Genomic DNA, 14,980 nt, shown 5'->3' with positions numbered 1-14,980 from the left:
ACCTTAAATCGACGGTCAGGATTAAAAAGTATCGTTCATACCGAGGAGAGTCTGGAACAGCTGCTCCTAACCTGCTTGAAAGAGATTTTAGTGCGACTCAACCCGATGAAAAGTGGGTAACTGATGTCACGGAGTTCAAAGTCAAAGAGCAGAAAGTATACTTGTCTCCCGTGGTCGACTTGTTTACTCAGGAGGTAGTGGCTTATAGAGTGGCCAAAAATGCCTGCTTGCCGCTTGTCACGGATATGCTAACGGAAGCCATATCAAAGCTCAAACCCAACTCAAAGCCAATTATACATAGCGATCAAGGTTGGCAATATCGTCATCGACAGTATCAGAAAAAGGTAGCGGAGAGTGGGTTAACACAAAGCATGTCGAGAAAAGGTAACTGCTTGGATAATGCGGTTGCTGAAAACTTTTTTGCTTTACTCAAAACAGAGATGTATCACAACCAAAGCTTTGAAGATGCAGATGCTCTGATAGAGCAAATTAAAGAATACATCGAGTACTACAATACCAAACGTATAAAAGTGAAACTAAAAGGCCTGACTCCGATAGAATATCGAACTCAGGCCTTGAAAGCCGCTTAACAGAAATGTCCAACTTTACGGGGTCACTTCAATATTCAGGCTCTTTCTGTATCAAATATTGGCTAGCGACTTTTGATTAGCGCTTCATCAAGCAAGCATATGCCGTAGTAAACGGTGCTTCTTGGTATTGCTTAAGGCCAGTTTCTTTGAATTTCATCATTAGAGGGTTGCGCTTGAGGCTCTCTTTGATGTCAGCAGGAGATACAACGGTTACGTCTAGGCCGTCGATCAGTTGAATCGCTGCTTCTAGTTTGAAACCAAAGCCACCGCCAGCAAATTTGCCTTTAGTTTGGCGTTGACGAATTACAACTTTGTCTACTTGGTAATCTTCCATTAACTTTGCAAAAGAGAATTGAAAGTCTTTCATATTCTGTGTGTCGTTTGCGTCGCTAATTGAAACTTTAGAAACTCGGCAATCAGGAATGTTAAATACACCATCTGATAGAGAAAGAAGACAGATGACTGCATCGTTACCTTTGATTTCAACACCACAAATTTTCATGTTCTTACCTACTTATTTTAGAGCCCTACATTATGGTGTTATTTCTAACACTTCTCCAGTATTTGCGCGTATCAGCAGCAAATAAGTGTAAATCAGAGTGTATTTTAGTCGCCGAAAGTTAACCTTTGATTGAAAAAACATCACACGAATTTACGGTATCGTTTGCTATGAGATGAAGCTCACAAAAGCTTAGCGGGATTTCATATGTGTGCTGTATATTGCGCGCGCATCCCTATTTGAAGTGTGGTTATTAATCCCAATGAATATCAATAATCTTTCGATTAAGAGTAAAATCGCGATCCCGCTGTTGGTGATTGTGATTGTTTTTTCTACCGTTACTGTGCTCAACGTTATCAGATCAAATGCTCAAGCTGCGATTAATAACGAGCTCAATAATGTGGTTCAGCCAGTGCTAGATAACCTAGAAGATGGCTACCGAGATATCTACCAAATTATCGCTTCGGCACAAGGTCTGTTGCTTGCGAAAGACCAAGCGGCGATCGAGTACCAAAAGTTTGAATTTAAAGACAATGCTTACAAAGCGGTTCCTCGTTTTCAAAGTGTCGAAACCTTGTATCAAGCGGGCGTGTTGGATCCATCTTCACGTGGCGAGCTAGCAAAGCTTGTTAACGCGATGAGTAAGTGGGTGGCACTGCACGAGCCAATGTTCGCTGATCCAGCAAACGCAGACCAATACAATATTGATTACTCACCAGCGCTTGACGCAGAGTTTGCGATCATTCGCACTCAACTGCGCGATATTCGAACTTTGATCGAACTGAAACAGAAAGAGCTTCGCCAGCAAGCTGATGACTCTATTGAATCGAGTAAGTTGATCATTGAAGTAGGTATGGCCGTTGCTGTTTTCGCTGCACTTTTCGCGATGTGGTTATCAAATCGCTTTATCGTTCAGCCAATCCAGAACGTAGAGAAAGCGATGAATGAGATCGCATCGGGCGACGGTAACTTGTCTCAACGTATGAAGGTCGAAGGTAATGATGAGATCGCTCGTTTGAGTTCCGCTTTCAACCAGTTTGTTGGCAAGATCCATGTCACCGTGGAGCAAGTTATTCTCACATCGAACGCAGTACGTGGCGAGATGGAAAACATCAAATCACTCACGCAAAGTGTTGCTGAATTCTCGTCTAATCAACAGCGAGAAAGTGAAGTGGTCGCGGCTGCAGTTCATGAAATGCAAGCAACCAGTGAAGTGGTGAGTGGTAACGCATTAGACGCGGCAACCGCAAGTAACGTAGCAAACCATGAAGTGGAATCGGCTGATACCACGCTTGGCTTGACCGTGACTTCGATTGAACGCCTTGCGCAAGATATCGAGAACGCGGGTGGTGTGGTTCAAGAACTCGACACAGACGTGAAGAACATCGCCTCAATCCTTGGCGTGATCAAAGGTATTGCAGAACAAACCAACCTACTTGCTTTGAATGCTGCGATTGAAGCGGCACGAGCGGGTGAACAAGGTCGTGGCTTTGCGGTTGTGGCTGATGAAGTTCGTGCGCTTGCGAGCAAAACTCAAGATAGCACTGGCGAAATCCAATCAATGATTGAACGCTTAGAAGTGGGCGCGAAACACGCGGTTGGCGTGATGACTGAAAGCAAAGTGAGTGGCGAGAAAACCATAGTTCAGGCAGGAACGGCAGCATCTTCATTGAGTGAGATTCGTAACTCAATTGGCAAGATGAATGACATGAACACACAAATCGCTACAGCGGCTTCGCAACAGTCTCAAGTGTCTGAAGAAGTGAATAAGAATGTTCAACGCATCGCAGAAAGCACCATGCAAATGGTTGAGATGGCAAGCAGCGCAGAAAATGCATGTATGGCATTGGCCGAACAGTGTGAAGCGCTTGATAGCCTAGTGTCTCAGTTTGAAGTGTAATTTTCAAAATTAGACAGACGAATATGAGCTGATAATGGTTGCTCGTTTTGAACTCCATTAATCAGCGCTGAACGAAAAAAAGCCCGTACTCTATGAGTGCGGGCTTTCTTTTTGACTAGGTGATCAGTTTTTAGACCAAATCAATCATTCAGTGTTAGCTGCTACGACCGTCTTTGTATGTGTAACGGTAGTCAACTTTTACGTTCGCTTGGTAATGGATGTCGCCGTTCATGTTAGTGATTTTTTTCACTTCCATATTCGCATCATCAATCTTGAACGAATCGTATTTGGTTGTCTGTTGGAACTGTGGCAGTTCTCTTGAAAGCTCAAAAGGTGTTTTTGCGCTTAACTCATCCATAAGGTTGGTGCCTGCATCGTATGCTTCGACTTCACTAGCATATGTGTCAGATTTTAGCGTTGTTTCTTGAATTGTTGTTTTAGTTGCTGCAAACGCAGTGGTGCTGAGTACAAGAGTTGATGCAAGTATGATTAACTTCTTCAAAGGGATACCTTACTTTGTTGTACCAGTGTTTTAGAGATTCTCACCCTAGCAATAGGGGATGAGGTTAATGTTAGGACAAAAATATGGTTCTGTAAGGGAATGACTATAGGTGCCGAAGATTAATGCACAGCGCATATCAAGCAAGGTGACACTGATATCTAACTTCAATACACTGTATGGGTAACCAAAGTTCAGCATAAGGTAAAGGCATGGCCAATTGGGAAGGGGTAAGTGAGTTTGTTGCAGTGGCAGAGCGTGAAAGCTTTACTGGTGCGGCGCAGAAGCTCGCTACGTCGGTGGCTCAAATCAGTCGTAGAGTAGCAAACCTCGAAGAACGACTCGCAGTGAAACTGCTCAATCGAACGACTCGAAAGGTGTCTCTTACAGAGGCTGGGCAACTCTATTACCAACAATGTAAGTTGTTGGTCGAAGGTTTAGAAATTGCTGAGCTTGCGGTCACGCAGATGCAATCCACACCCAAAGGCTTACTGAAAGTCACCGCGCCTGTGACTTATGGTGAGCGCCAACTCGCCCCAATACTGCATCAATTCTTAAAGCTTCACCCGCAAGTAGAGCTTGAGCTGATGCTGACCAATCAAAAGCTCGATCTTATCGATTCGGGTGTTGATGTTGCGATTCGTCTTGGCCGCTTGGAAGACTCAAGCCTTGTGGCAAAGAGGCTGTCTCAACGCCAACTTTATGTATGTGCAAGCCCTGAATATATTGAACGTTATGGCGAGCCGCATACATTATCAGAATTAAATAATCACCAATGTTTAGTCGGTGGATTTGAACATTGGCGTTTCAAAGAAAATAGACGCCCTCGCTCAGTTCGTGTTAACGGACGCATTAAGTGCAACAGTGGTTTAGCCTTGTTAGACGCAGCTAAGCAGAGCATTGGCTTGGTGCAGTTGCCTGAATACTATGTGAGTGAAGACCTTGATTCTGGTGAGTTGGTTGAGGTGCTGTCCGATTATCGAGATGACAAAGAAGGGATCTGGGCGCTTTATCCTCAGAACCGCAACTTATCTTCAAAGGTTCGCCTGCTGGTGGACTTCCTTTCTGAGCAATTGGATTAGTGTATGGCTTAAAACCTCCACCGATAAAAACGGGCTTCAGAATAGAGATTCTGAAGCCCGACGTGTTTTAGGATTAATTATCGTTTGATTACGGCTTAACTAGACCGAAAATGTATTAGACGGTGAAGCGATCCACCAAGTGATACAGCTCATTTGCACGACTGTTGAGGTTTTGGCTACCTGTACGGTTTTGATTCGCGAGTTCTGCCGATTGTGAGCTTTGGTCAGAAATCACCACGATGCGTTGAGATATTTCTTGTCCTACAATATTTTGCTGTTCAGTGGCTGTCGCAATAAGCGAGTTCATGTCCATGATGGTATCAATCGACGCTTGGATCTTCGCCAGTGCTTTGGCTGCGGCATTCGCTTCTTCCACGGTTTGCGCACTTCGGTTTTGACTTGAATCCATCGCTTTCACAGCAGCATCTGAGGCAGCTTTAAGTTGCTCAATCATCTTGTGAATGTCGCCAGTGCTTTCTTGAGTGCGGCTTGCCAGTTTACGAACCTCATCGGCAACCACAGCAAACCCACGACCTTGTTCGCCTGCACGTGCAGCTTCAATCGCGGCATTCAACGCGAGTAGGTTAGTTTGCTCGGCAATGTCTTGGATGACCGCCAACGAAGAGGAGATATTCTGCACATCACCTTCTAAACGAGACACGACAGTGTTGGCTTCTGATACTTCGCTCGCTAGGCCTGCCACCGAATCTGCAGCAGCGTTTACTATCTGTTGCGCTTCTTTGGCATTGCCCTCTGCAAGCTTTGCGGAATCCGCCGCTTGGCTAGCGTTGCTAGAGATTTCTTGAGCCGTTGTGGTCATCTCAGTCATCGCTGTTGCAACTTGTTCTGTCTCTTCACGTTGCCCTGTAGCAATCACGTCGACCTGCGCAGCGCGAGAAGACATGCTAGATGTCTCGGCTACGACTTGCTGACCGACATCACTTACGCTGCGAATGATGGTTTGCAGGCTTGCCACAAAGGCATTGAAGTTCTCGCTGAGCTTAGTGAACTCTGGCGCTTTGAAGGTTTCCATTCGAGCGGTTAAGTCAGCTTCGCCACTCGCGAATGCGCTGATTGAACGGTCAAACTGCTCAAGTGGCTTCATAATTGTTCGGTTAACTGCTACTGCAAACACGGCAACCACAAGGGCGATTAATCCACAGAAAATAGCGATGGCAGTCAGTGAGCTTTGTAGTGCAGCGTTCGAGCTCTCTTTCATTTCTGCAATGACCGCATCGATGTCGTCAGTATAAAACCCCGTACCAAGCATTAAGTCCCACTGCGGAATGAATATCGAGTAGCTGAGTTTTGGTAGGGCTTCAGATTGACCAAGTTTAGGAAAGTAGTAGGTGGTGAATTCGCCAAGCTTCGAGTTCTTGATTAGGTCGCGAATCAGGTAATTGCCTTTTTTGTCTTGTAGGTCGTAATAGTTTTTACCAATGCCATCGTTATTTTGTCCAACAACCACTCGAACGCCTTTAGAGTCGTAGCCAAAGATGTAGCCAGACTCGCCATATTCGAGTGTTCTTAATGTCGGTAAGGCTTCTTCTAATGTTGCACCTCTTTCCAAGAACGGGCTGATAGAAGATTGAGCCATTTGCAGATACGCTTTGAGTTCCTTTTCTTTCATCGCCATCATATTGCTACGCGTCGATTCTACTTGTTGTGCGGTTAGCTCGGTACTCTTCATATACGTCACGCTCATCATCCCGATTGCCATCAATAGCAGTGGAATGAAAGAGAGAATATAAAGGCGGTTTTTGATGGTTAGGGTCATGTCACGCTTCCTGTGTGATTATCTCATGCAATTTTCAACACATTATTAATGTGGTTTTAAAATGTAAATGGACTTGTTGTTGAATTGTTATCCAGAAATGTTTTTGTTTTATAAACATGATGGCGGTTAGGTTTTTGACGTTAGAAGCCTTGCAACTAGGGGCTTAATGATAAAAAGAGCGGTTTGTTACGATGCTTTTGAATTTGGCGCTGCTTTGGTAGAATGCGACGCTTTGTAGCACCCTGCTATGTCTATTCGTTAAGTGAGAAAGATTCATGAACAAAAGCCATGTGACTATTGGTTTAACTAACCCAAAGAGCCCGACAAACGTTGGTGCTGTTATGCGCGCGGCTGGTTGTTACCAAGTCGACGAAGTTAAATACACAGGGCAACGCTACGAAAAAGCCGCTAAATTTCATACCGATACCAAGAGTGCTGCGCGTACTATCCCACTAACGGGTGTCGAGTCGTTTTTGGATAACCTTGATTCAGAAACGAAAATTGTTTGTGTAGAACTCGCTGAGGGTGCAACACCACTGCCGCGTTTTAAACACCCAGAAAATGCCATCTATATCTTTGGCCCTGAAGACGGTTCTATTTCTCAAGATGTCGCCGACAGAGCAGATCATGTTGTTTATGTACCAACAGTAGGCTGCATGAACTTGGCTGCGACAGTTAACGTGCTGCTTTATGATCGCCTTGCTAAGTCAGATGAAATGGACGAGAGCAACGAGCTGATTAAGAAAAGCCGTGATAACCGTAACCATCTGCTAATCAAAGAAAAGTAATTCTCTGCTTCTAGTGTTATCTATCCCGTACGCAATCGGATATTATCTTGAGTTCATCATCAGATAATTGAAGGGTTAGATAACACCATGGAAGACAAGCAATTACTTGCCGCGCTACAGCAGCACTCTGTCCTCGATCTCTATCAGTTATTCCAAGAAGTTGGTCAAAACCGCTCTTTGTATGCATTACTAGAGAGGTTATCTTCCCTTAAAGAACATCATCAACTGAGTACTCGTCTTAGCCCTTTTAAGCCTCATATCGAAGGATTGCTAGCTCAATTTGATAGCGCCACGCCAGATAGCGAGATCCTCAAGGCAGTCGCTCTTCAGTCTGAGATTCAGCAACGAGGCCACAGTATGAGTCGTTACATCATGACATCAGATAACCATCGCCATTTTTCCCCAAGTGCAGACCTAGTCATGTTTGGTGATTCGATCACCGAATGGGCCCCGTGGGCGGATATCTTTCGCGATGTTTCGATGGTCAACCGTGGCTTAGCGGGTGACACCACAACTGGCATGTTGCGCCGTATTGATACCACGTTGAATGTGAAGCCAAAGCTGGTGTGTTTTATGGCAGGGATAAACGATTTAGCTCAGGGTTATGATGTCGACCATATCTACCAGAACTACATTGATATGCTTAAGGTGTGGCAAGAAAATGAGATTCGCATATTGGTGCAATCAACGCTTTATGTTGGCTCTAAACTGCAAGGTTTAAATCCGTCGGTTGAACTGCTCAATAGCAAGCTAAGCGAGTACTGTACACAGCAAGGCATTGCGTTCTTAGATGTGAATTCAGTATTGTCGCCTAATAAGCTGTTGTCGAACAAGTACTCGTGTGATGATCTGCATTTGAATGCGAAGGCTTATCAAACTTGGGCTGAGATACTTCAACCTACGATAGCTGAGCTACTAAAATAGACTCACGCAAAACGCTAGCTAGACCGATAAACAGCTTAGCTAATACAAGAAAAGCCAAACCCTAGATTTGTTTCGCGAACCATAAGGACATCAATGTGAACCTAAGACAATTGGAAGTCTTTTACGCCATTATGCAGACCGGAACCGTATCTGGAGCCGCTCGCAGCTTGCATGTGTCGCAACCAAACGTGACCCGTATTTTGGCGCACACGGAGCAACAACTTGGGTTTGGCTTATTCGAACGAGTTAAAGGGCGCTTAGTACCAACGGTTGAAGCGAAAACCTTGCTGCCAGAAGCGGAAAAGGTCTATCAGCAACTGGGTCAATTTCGTTCTTTGACCAACAAAGTCAAGCAAGGACATCAACATTTACGCATTGGTGCGCCACCGATTCTAGCCACTAAATTGCTGACACCAGTGATCGCCAAAATGTATTGTGAGCAATATTCCAGTAAACAAGAGATTTCTTTTGAGTTACTGACAGCAAACCGTGATGAGTTGTGTGAAGGTTTACTCAAGCATGAACTAGATATTGCTATTGCTTTTGGCGATGAAGCACCGCCTGCGATATTAAGTGAAACGCTATTAACCGAATCACTAAAGGTTTTGGTTCCTTCCAATACGGTTGATCATTTCCCCGCGGAATTAACGTTAGATGATCTGATCAATTATCCGCTGCCAATCATCGGGCTCGATAGCCGCGATCCATTAGGCCTCCTGTTACATCAAAGCCTTATTGCACGCGATGAGCATTATCACCACCCGATATCTGTACGTGGGTATAGCGCGGCGGCGGAACTGGTCAAGCACCAAGCGGGGTTTGCGATTGTTGATCCGTGGACGGCAGAGCAATATCAAAATGACGATGCGGTCTGTGTGTTGCCGCTTCAACCAGACATCCAATTTTCGGTATCGATGCTTTGCGCAGAGCACACCCCTCAGTCGATTTCCGTTAAGCAATTTATCGCTTCATTGAAAATCCATACTCACCCTATAACTTAAGGTTATAGGCTCGCCATAAATAGGCATTCGGCAGCTTCGAAGTTCTTAATTAAAGTAAACCCATACAAGGGCTTATTAATTAGGAATACTCATGTCGATCGCTCAACCTTACCTTCTTTTTCTTGGGGATGTTACTGACCCACTCGCTGCAAAAACAGCTCGCGGTATTCATCAATGGCGACCAGAAATCTGCCTAGGTCAACTGCGTTTAACGGGTGATACCGTTTCACTGGGCTTAACGGATATGACCCTGCAAGAGGCGCAAGCGCAGGGCGCGAAGACGCTAGTGATTGGTACCGCAAATCCGGGTGGTGTTATTCCTGATTCTTGGCAGTCAACCATTATGGCCGCTGCAGAAATGGGATATGAGATTGCATCTGGCATGCACCAACGATTGAGTGAATTTTCACCGCTTGCTGACATGCAGCAACAAGGATTGACTAAGCTTCATGATGTACGCCATTTTGACGGTGTTCTTAATGTTGGTAACGGTAAGCTTCGTCAAGGTAAGCGCCTGCTTACTGTCGGAACTGATTGCTCAGTAGGCAAAATGTTCTCGGCATTAGCGATTGAAAAGTCGCTTAAACAAGCGGGAACATCCGCTCAGTTTAAAGCGACAGGGCAGACAGGTATTTTGATTGAAGGCAGCGGTATTTCGATTGATGCGGTGGTTGCGGATTTTATTTCTGGCGCAGTTGAAGCGATTAGCCCTGATTTTACCGACCACGATTGGGACATCATTGAAGGGCAAGGCTCTTTGTTCAACCCTTCGTTTGCAGGCGTGAGTTTGGGTCTTTTACATGGCGCACAAGCTGATGCCTTAGTGCTGTGTCATGAAGTTGGGCGACCACATATTCGTAACCTTCCTCATGCTAAATTACCAAGCATAGAACAGACGATTGAAGCCAACTTACAAGCGGCACGACTGACGAATCCAGAGGTGAAATTGGTTGGCATCTGCTTGAACACGTCGGCAATTAGCATTGAAGACGCTGAGACATTATGCCAAGAATGGACCACACTCTATCAAGTGCCCGTGACGGACCCTGTGCGTTTTGGTGTACAACACATTACTGATCATTTGCGACATTCACTTTAACGACTTCATCATTTCTACGTTTCCATTTGTTAAAGCGAACATCAACCGAGTGAAATTATGAAGATTACAGCAGAACCCATTACTATCGCGATGCAAACGGCTTTTCGCATCTCTCGTGGCAGCCGAACTGAGTGTCACGTTGTTCGTGTTTACATTGAACATGGTGGCAAACGAGCTCAGGGCGAATGCACGCCTTACCCACGATACGGCGAGTCATCGGAGTCTGTGTTAGCGCAAATCCAACAAGCGTCTAGCGCACTTGAAGCTATGTTTGAACGAGGCGTTACTGATCCGGCAGAGCTAAGAGATCATCTTCAGTCTTTATTGACCGGAGGGGCTGCGCGCAATGCGGTCGATTGTGCGCTTTGGGATTTTGAAGCTCAGCAGAACGACCAGACGTTTCCGAATAGCTTGTTTGAGTTGCCTGCTCAAATCGTGACTGCAATGACAGTCTCGATTGGCACGCCAGAAGCCATGGCGACTCAGGCTCGAGACTATGTCGCGAATGGTGCGAAACTTCTGAAAGTGAAGCTTGACGGCGAGCAGGTGGTAGAGCGTGTTCGGGCGGTACGAGAAGCTGCGGCAGATGTTCAAATTGTATTGGATGCGAATGAAGCGTGGACAGGATTGAATCTCGAAGAGTTGTTCAATCAACTGGTAGAATTTGATATTGCGATGATCGAGCAGCCGTTACCCCAACAGCACGATGCCTCATTGGCGCACATCAAGCACCCGATACCACTGTGTGCTGATGAAAGCTGTCATACCACTTCGCAACTTTCATCTTTGTTAGGCAAATATGAAATGGTCAACATCAAGCTCGATAAAACAGGTGGTTTGACCGAAGCATTGGTACTTGCTGAAGAAGCTCAAAGGCTAGGATTTACGCTGATGTCGGGTTGTATGCTCGGTACATCGCTGGCGATGCGTGCAGCTCTGCCTATCGCCGTTCAATCTGAAATCGTCGACCTCGATGGCCCAGTCTTACTTGGTCAAGATCTAGCACCATCACTGACTTATCGAGATGGGATGATTGTTCTTTAAGTTCCTAACAAATTAGCTAGGAATCTCTCCATACAAAAATCGCATAAGCGTTAACTTATGCGATTTTTTGTTTGTACCGTTTTACAGAGATAAGTAAACCATACTGCAACTACTCACTTGCTTCATTGAGTGGGGTGTACTGAACTGCTAAATACAACCCGCCTAGAAAATGCAGTGCTTGGCAAAATCGCCCGCTTCATTAGCCGTCCAGTCGCCTTTAGGCTTTTCTTTCATATCGGCACACCAAGCTTCACTGCCCACTTCTGTACAAGCCATTAGTTGCGTGGCAAGGAAAAGTATCAACGCGATTTTCTTCATAATAAACATTCCGTTGTCGTCTAAATTTCTGCTTATAACTGTATCAAATACCACAAGTGATTGTTATAGCTGCTAAGAACCTAAGGGCGTAAAAAATGATGCGGGTTAGTGTTGAGTTCGAGGGGCGTTAAAGAAGGAAGGGGTGCTTGGCTTTAAGATCGAAAAAGCCAGCAACATGTGCTGGCTTTGAAATTCTTAATAAGTTTCTGTTAGTTATTTCGCTTTAACTACTTGTCGAGTTAGACCAATTTCATCTCTTGGATGATGTCCGAAGCAATCTCTGGCTTCGTGCTTGTTGGTTTCTCGTGTAGGTCGGCTTTCAATTGTCCCTTACGGTTACTTAGGCCAGCTTCAAGTTTCTTGAGTGCTGCAGCGATAGCTGGGTACATAACATCGTCTGTCGATTTTGCTGTTACTCGTACACCTTCGTAGTTGGTGAATACTTCAACCTGATGTTGACCGTGTTCTTTAGTAATGATGATGTCGCAACTGATCAGTGATGGGAAATGGTTAGATATCTTCTCGAATTTACCTTCGATGTCTTTGCGTGACTCGTCGTTAATTGATACATGATGTGTTTGAACATTTATTTTCATAAATCATACCTTTCCAATGACTGTGTCATTTAAACGTAGCAAACATCGCATAGATTAACCAACTGAGAATTAGCACATGTGTGATTGACTTCAGTGTTATCAAATATTCTCTTGTTACTCCCTTGAAAGTCCGATGAACTGATCGCATATTATGTTTCGTGTTTTAAAGACATGTTCAAAAAAACTCCATCCTTGATAATTTGCGCTAACCTTCAGCGAATTCCCAGTGAATCTCTCTTTATCGGTTTTATAATTCCGAACTTGTCACTCCATTGATTTTCTTTCCAGCTCACTCACTTTTTCTTCTTTGATTAAAAACTCAGCTTAAGTTACTAATTTATAGACACTCAACTGCCCACTCCATATTGAAGTGAAACTCTCCTGCTGTGAGTTGAGACTCGGGTATGGTAATGCGTGCTCGAATATCGACTTCTTTATTGGATGCCAGTTGATCGACAGGAAATTCGACGCCCTGACGCCAATAATTAATGTCACCTTCATAGCGAACCGGCGTTTCGACTTTGAATCGCACAAGTTCTGAAATGCGAGACTCATCAATTGAGCCTAGATCAATATGTTGCAGTTTGAGCAACAATCGAGAATCTTTGCGATTGGACTCAAGCTTAAGCGTTATCGCTCGGCCATCGTATTCTCGGCCACTGAATTTAAGCCGTTTAAGCGTATTAAAACCATCAAAGCCATTAAGATTGATGCAGAAATGCTGGAGCTGTTAGGCAGTGAAGATGGCAACACGGCGATGATCAAAGTGAGCTGGGATGAGAAGGGAATGAAGGTCTATAAGGATGGCTACTTAGCGGATTATGAGTACGGGATTGCCCCTCATGAGATGCAAGAAAACTACGAATTAGCACCTAAGTAACTCGATTCGATTGCAGAAAAGCGCCTTACTTATTAGTGGGCGCTTTTCTTTTGCTCACCAAAATATGACGAAACTCACACTTTTCTGACAATTAATGACTTGTTGTGCTAGTATGCGCCGCTTGTCTTTGTAATTGATAAAAAACGCATTACCAAAACAGACTTTTCTGTTTACCTGCTTGTAATGACCTCATTCAGTTTGGCCTGACTTGGCTGAACATCTGCATTTTGCTCGGACGCAAAGAGAGTAGTTCTCACTACTTCACTATGTACATTTGAGAGCACCATCTATCAAAGGCCTTTTTGAAACAACCTAAATTAGCGCGAACTTAGTTCAGCGTGAAGGGTTTCGTTTTTCTAAAAATCCCTCCGGCGGCTAAGTGAACCTTAGTTGCTGACAAATAAGGAGTCTATATGACGACTACGGTATCTACATCCGTACCTACATCTCAAGCTGCTAACGCAGCGCCCACAGAGAAAGAAGTAAACCACCCGTTTCTCTCTTTGGTTATCATGGTGATCGTTGCTGCAATTGCAACTTACTTCATCCCTGCTGGTGAATTCGAGCGAGTGGTCATGAATGGCCGCACGGTTATCGACCCAGACAGCTATACACTCTTAGCGAGCAACCCAACAACATTAGCCTCTTTTTTCGAATCATTTTTTAAAGGCTTCAAATCCGCTTCTGGCGTGATGGGTGTTGTGGTGTTTGTTGGTGGTGCTTTCGGTATCATCAAACACATGGGGCTGCTAGACGCTTCGGTCGTCGCGCTTACCACTAAGCTTAAAAAGCAAGGCTTGTATGTCATCGCGCCAGTGATCATGACGGCGATCTTCTTTAACGTGACCTTCACCGGTATGCGTGAACTTGATGTCATTTTCATCTCTTTGATGATCCCGATCTGTATCAAGCTTGGCTATGACGCGATTACGGCACTTGGCGTTGTTTTACTGGCAAGTTGTGCCGGTTTCGCGGCCGCTTTGGCTAACCCATTCTTTACGGGTATTGCACACACTATCGCTGAGCTGCCTTTGTATTCAGGCATGTGGTATCGCTTTATTGTCGGCATGTTTATGCTGTTGACCGGTGCTTGGTATGTGTTGAATTACGCAAGAAAAGTAAAACAAGATCCAACTAAGGGCTTGTTACACGGCACGGGTTACCACTATGAATCAAATGTTGAAGCGAAAACACTGACCACACGTGAAAAGCTTGCGGGCATCGCGTTCTTGGGCGTATTCGTATACATGATCTTCGGCACGTTGACGATGGGGTTCGGCTTCACCGAGATTGCGGGTGCATTCGTGGCGATGGCTATTATTCCGGGTTTGGTGGCGGGTTTATCTTCGAACAAGATCTGTGAGTATTGGACCAAAGGTGTTAGCGACGTATTGATCGCGGTACTGATCATCTTTTTTGCTCGTTCAGTGCTAACCATTATGGAAGACGCGAAGATTGTTGATTCTATTATCTTCTATCTTGCACAGATCATTTCTGGTAGCTCTAAACTTGTGGCAGCAGCAGGGATCTACTTCTCGCAGGCTGCGATCAACCTGTTCATTCCATCGGGCAGTGGCCAAGCGGTGATCACCATGCCAATCATTATTCCGTTGGCAGATATTGGTGAAGTGACTCGTCAAGTGGCGGCACTGGCTTCTCAATTGGGTGATGGTATTTCTAACTATATTTACCCAACCAATGGTGGCTTGTTGGCGGTATTGGCTATAGCAAAAGTACCTTACACCAAGTGGGTTCGTTTCTTCTTACCACTGTTCTTGTTCTGGTCGGTAGGCGCTTTGGTTTCTGTTGTGATTGCTCAAATGATTGAGCTAGGGCCTTTCTAAGGTTTCTGTTTAATCGAATACATGGACAGTTAAGGCTTAACTGAAGCTGTGTGAGTAAATAAGAAGGCAGCGAATTCGCTGCCTTTTTTCGTTGTGCGCCGAGCATGGCGTTGATCTAGGAGGTGAAAGTCCTCTACGG

General features: G+C 44.9%; 15 protein-coding genes and 1 pseudogene. 10 read left to right on the top strand and 6 right to left on the bottom strand.

All coding sequences use genetic code 11. The features are described 5' to 3' along the window. Positions 1–590: IS3 family transposase (locus tag AB6E30_RS21765; protein WP_372105229.1), on the top strand; the 590-nt coding region annotated here is incomplete at its 5' end. Positions 591–666: 76 nt separating this feature from the next. Here AB6E30_RS21765 and AB6E30_RS21760 read toward each other — a convergent pair. Beyond that, on the bottom strand, positions 667–1,092 hold the full coding sequence (locus tag AB6E30_RS21760) for a DUF3010 family protein (RefSeq protein ID WP_017069797.1): 426 nt from the start codon (positions 1,090–1,092) through the stop codon (positions 667–669). 259 nt (positions 1,093–1,351) lie between these two features. Here AB6E30_RS21760 and AB6E30_RS21755 point away from each other — a divergent pair, with 259 nt between their 5' ends. Beyond that, positions 1,352–2,989 (top strand): methyl-accepting chemotaxis protein, encoded by a 1,638-nt coding sequence (locus tag AB6E30_RS21755; protein ID WP_372105227.1) that lies wholly within the window; start codon positions 1,352–1,354, stop codon positions 2,987–2,989. Between the two features lie 154 nt (positions 2,990–3,143). Here the strand turns inward: AB6E30_RS21755 and AB6E30_RS21750 are convergent, their stop codons facing one another. Beyond that, positions 3,144–3,491, bottom strand: a complete 348-nt coding sequence (locus tag AB6E30_RS21750; RefSeq protein WP_372105225.1) for a DUF3316 domain-containing protein — start codon at positions 3,489–3,491, stop codon at positions 3,144–3,146. 209 nt (positions 3,492–3,700) lie between these two features. On the opposite strand from AB6E30_RS21750, the gene AB6E30_RS21745 reads away from it, so the two are divergent. Beyond that, positions 3,701–4,570: a LysR family transcriptional regulator gene (locus AB6E30_RS21745; protein WP_017064933.1), complete on the top strand. Its 870-nt coding sequence runs from the start codon at positions 3,701–3,703 to the stop codon at positions 4,568–4,570. 115 nt (positions 4,571–4,685) lie between these two features. On the opposite strand, the gene AB6E30_RS21740 is transcribed toward AB6E30_RS21745, so the two are convergent. Then, positions 4,686–6,347, bottom strand: coding sequence for a methyl-accepting chemotaxis protein (locus AB6E30_RS21740; RefSeq protein WP_372105223.1), 1,662 nt, complete (start codon positions 6,345–6,347; stop codon positions 4,686–4,688). Positions 6,348–6,622: 275 nt separating this feature from the next. Between AB6E30_RS21740 and AB6E30_RS21735 the strand changes: the two genes are divergently transcribed. The 5 genes from AB6E30_RS21735 (at position 6,623) to dgcA (ending at position 11,203) form a co-directional block, all read left to right on the top strand. Then, complete coding sequence (locus AB6E30_RS21735; RefSeq protein WP_017111519.1) at positions 6,623–7,135, top strand: RNA methyltransferase; 513 nt, start codon at positions 6,623–6,625, stop codon at positions 7,133–7,135. 87 nt (positions 7,136–7,222) lie between these two features. After that, positions 7,223–8,059 carry an SGNH/GDSL hydrolase family protein gene (locus tag AB6E30_RS21730; protein ID WP_017061675.1) on the top strand — a complete coding sequence of 279 codons (837 nt, stop codon included), beginning with the start codon at positions 7,223–7,225 and terminating at the stop codon, positions 8,057–8,059. Between the two features lie 95 nt (positions 8,060–8,154). Beyond that, positions 8,155–9,060, top strand: a complete 906-nt coding sequence (locus AB6E30_RS21725; protein WP_102429234.1) for a LysR family transcriptional regulator — start codon at positions 8,155–8,157, stop codon at positions 9,058–9,060. Between the two features lie 91 nt (positions 9,061–9,151). Then, positions 9,152–10,159 carry an N-acetyltransferase DgcN gene (dgcN, locus tag AB6E30_RS21720; protein ID WP_372105221.1) on the top strand — a complete coding sequence of 336 codons (1,008 nt, stop codon included), beginning with the start codon at positions 9,152–9,154 and terminating at the stop codon, positions 10,157–10,159. A 57-nt stretch (positions 10,160–10,216) separates the two neighbouring features. After that, positions 10,217–11,203, top strand: coding sequence for an N-acetyl-D-Glu racemase DgcA (gene dgcA, locus AB6E30_RS21715; RefSeq protein ID WP_372105219.1), 987 nt, complete (start codon positions 10,217–10,219; stop codon positions 11,201–11,203). A 162-nt stretch (positions 11,204–11,365) separates the two neighbouring features. Here dgcA and AB6E30_RS21710 read toward each other — a convergent pair whose 3' ends face one another. The 3 genes from AB6E30_RS21710 to AB6E30_RS21700 all read right to left on the bottom strand — a co-directional run bounded on the left by AB6E30_RS21710 (position 11,366) and on the right by AB6E30_RS21700 (position 12,712). After that, on the bottom strand, positions 11,366–11,521 hold the full coding sequence (locus tag AB6E30_RS21710; protein ID WP_017061679.1) for a DUF3012 domain-containing protein: 156 nt from the start codon (positions 11,519–11,521) through the stop codon (positions 11,366–11,368). A 239-nt stretch (positions 11,522–11,760) separates the two neighbouring features. Next, on the bottom strand, positions 11,761–12,117 hold the full coding sequence (gene hpf / locus AB6E30_RS21705; RefSeq protein WP_017061680.1) for a ribosome hibernation-promoting factor, HPF/YfiA family: 357 nt from the start codon (positions 12,115–12,117) through the stop codon (positions 11,761–11,763). A 337-nt stretch (positions 12,118–12,454) separates the two neighbouring features. After that, the gene (locus AB6E30_RS21700) at positions 12,455–12,712 is read right to left on the bottom strand and encodes a hypothetical protein (RefSeq protein WP_229648214.1); all 258 of its coding nucleotides are present in this window, start codon (positions 12,710–12,712) and stop codon (positions 12,455–12,457) included. A 57-nt stretch (positions 12,713–12,769) separates the two neighbouring features. Here AB6E30_RS21700 and AB6E30_RS21695 point away from each other — a divergent pair. Together AB6E30_RS21695 and AB6E30_RS21690 are read left to right on the top strand one after the other, a co-directional pair. After that, a pseudogene (locus AB6E30_RS21695) lies at positions 12,770–12,997 on the top strand (hypothetical protein); the annotation flags it as partial. Positions 12,998–13,410: 413 nt separating this feature from the next. Continuing rightward, a complete protein-coding gene (locus AB6E30_RS21690; protein ID WP_372105217.1) occupies positions 13,411–14,841 on the top strand; it encodes a YfcC family protein in 1,431 nt (476 codons plus the stop codon). Positions 14,842–14,980 lie beyond the last annotated feature (139 nt).

Source organism: Vibrio sp. 10N.247.311.12, assembly GCF_041467515.1.
Taxonomy (GTDB): Bacteria; Pseudomonadota; Gammaproteobacteria; order Enterobacterales; family Vibrionaceae; genus Vibrio; species Vibrio crassostreae_C.
This window is presented reverse-complemented; position numbering and strand designations above follow the sequence as displayed.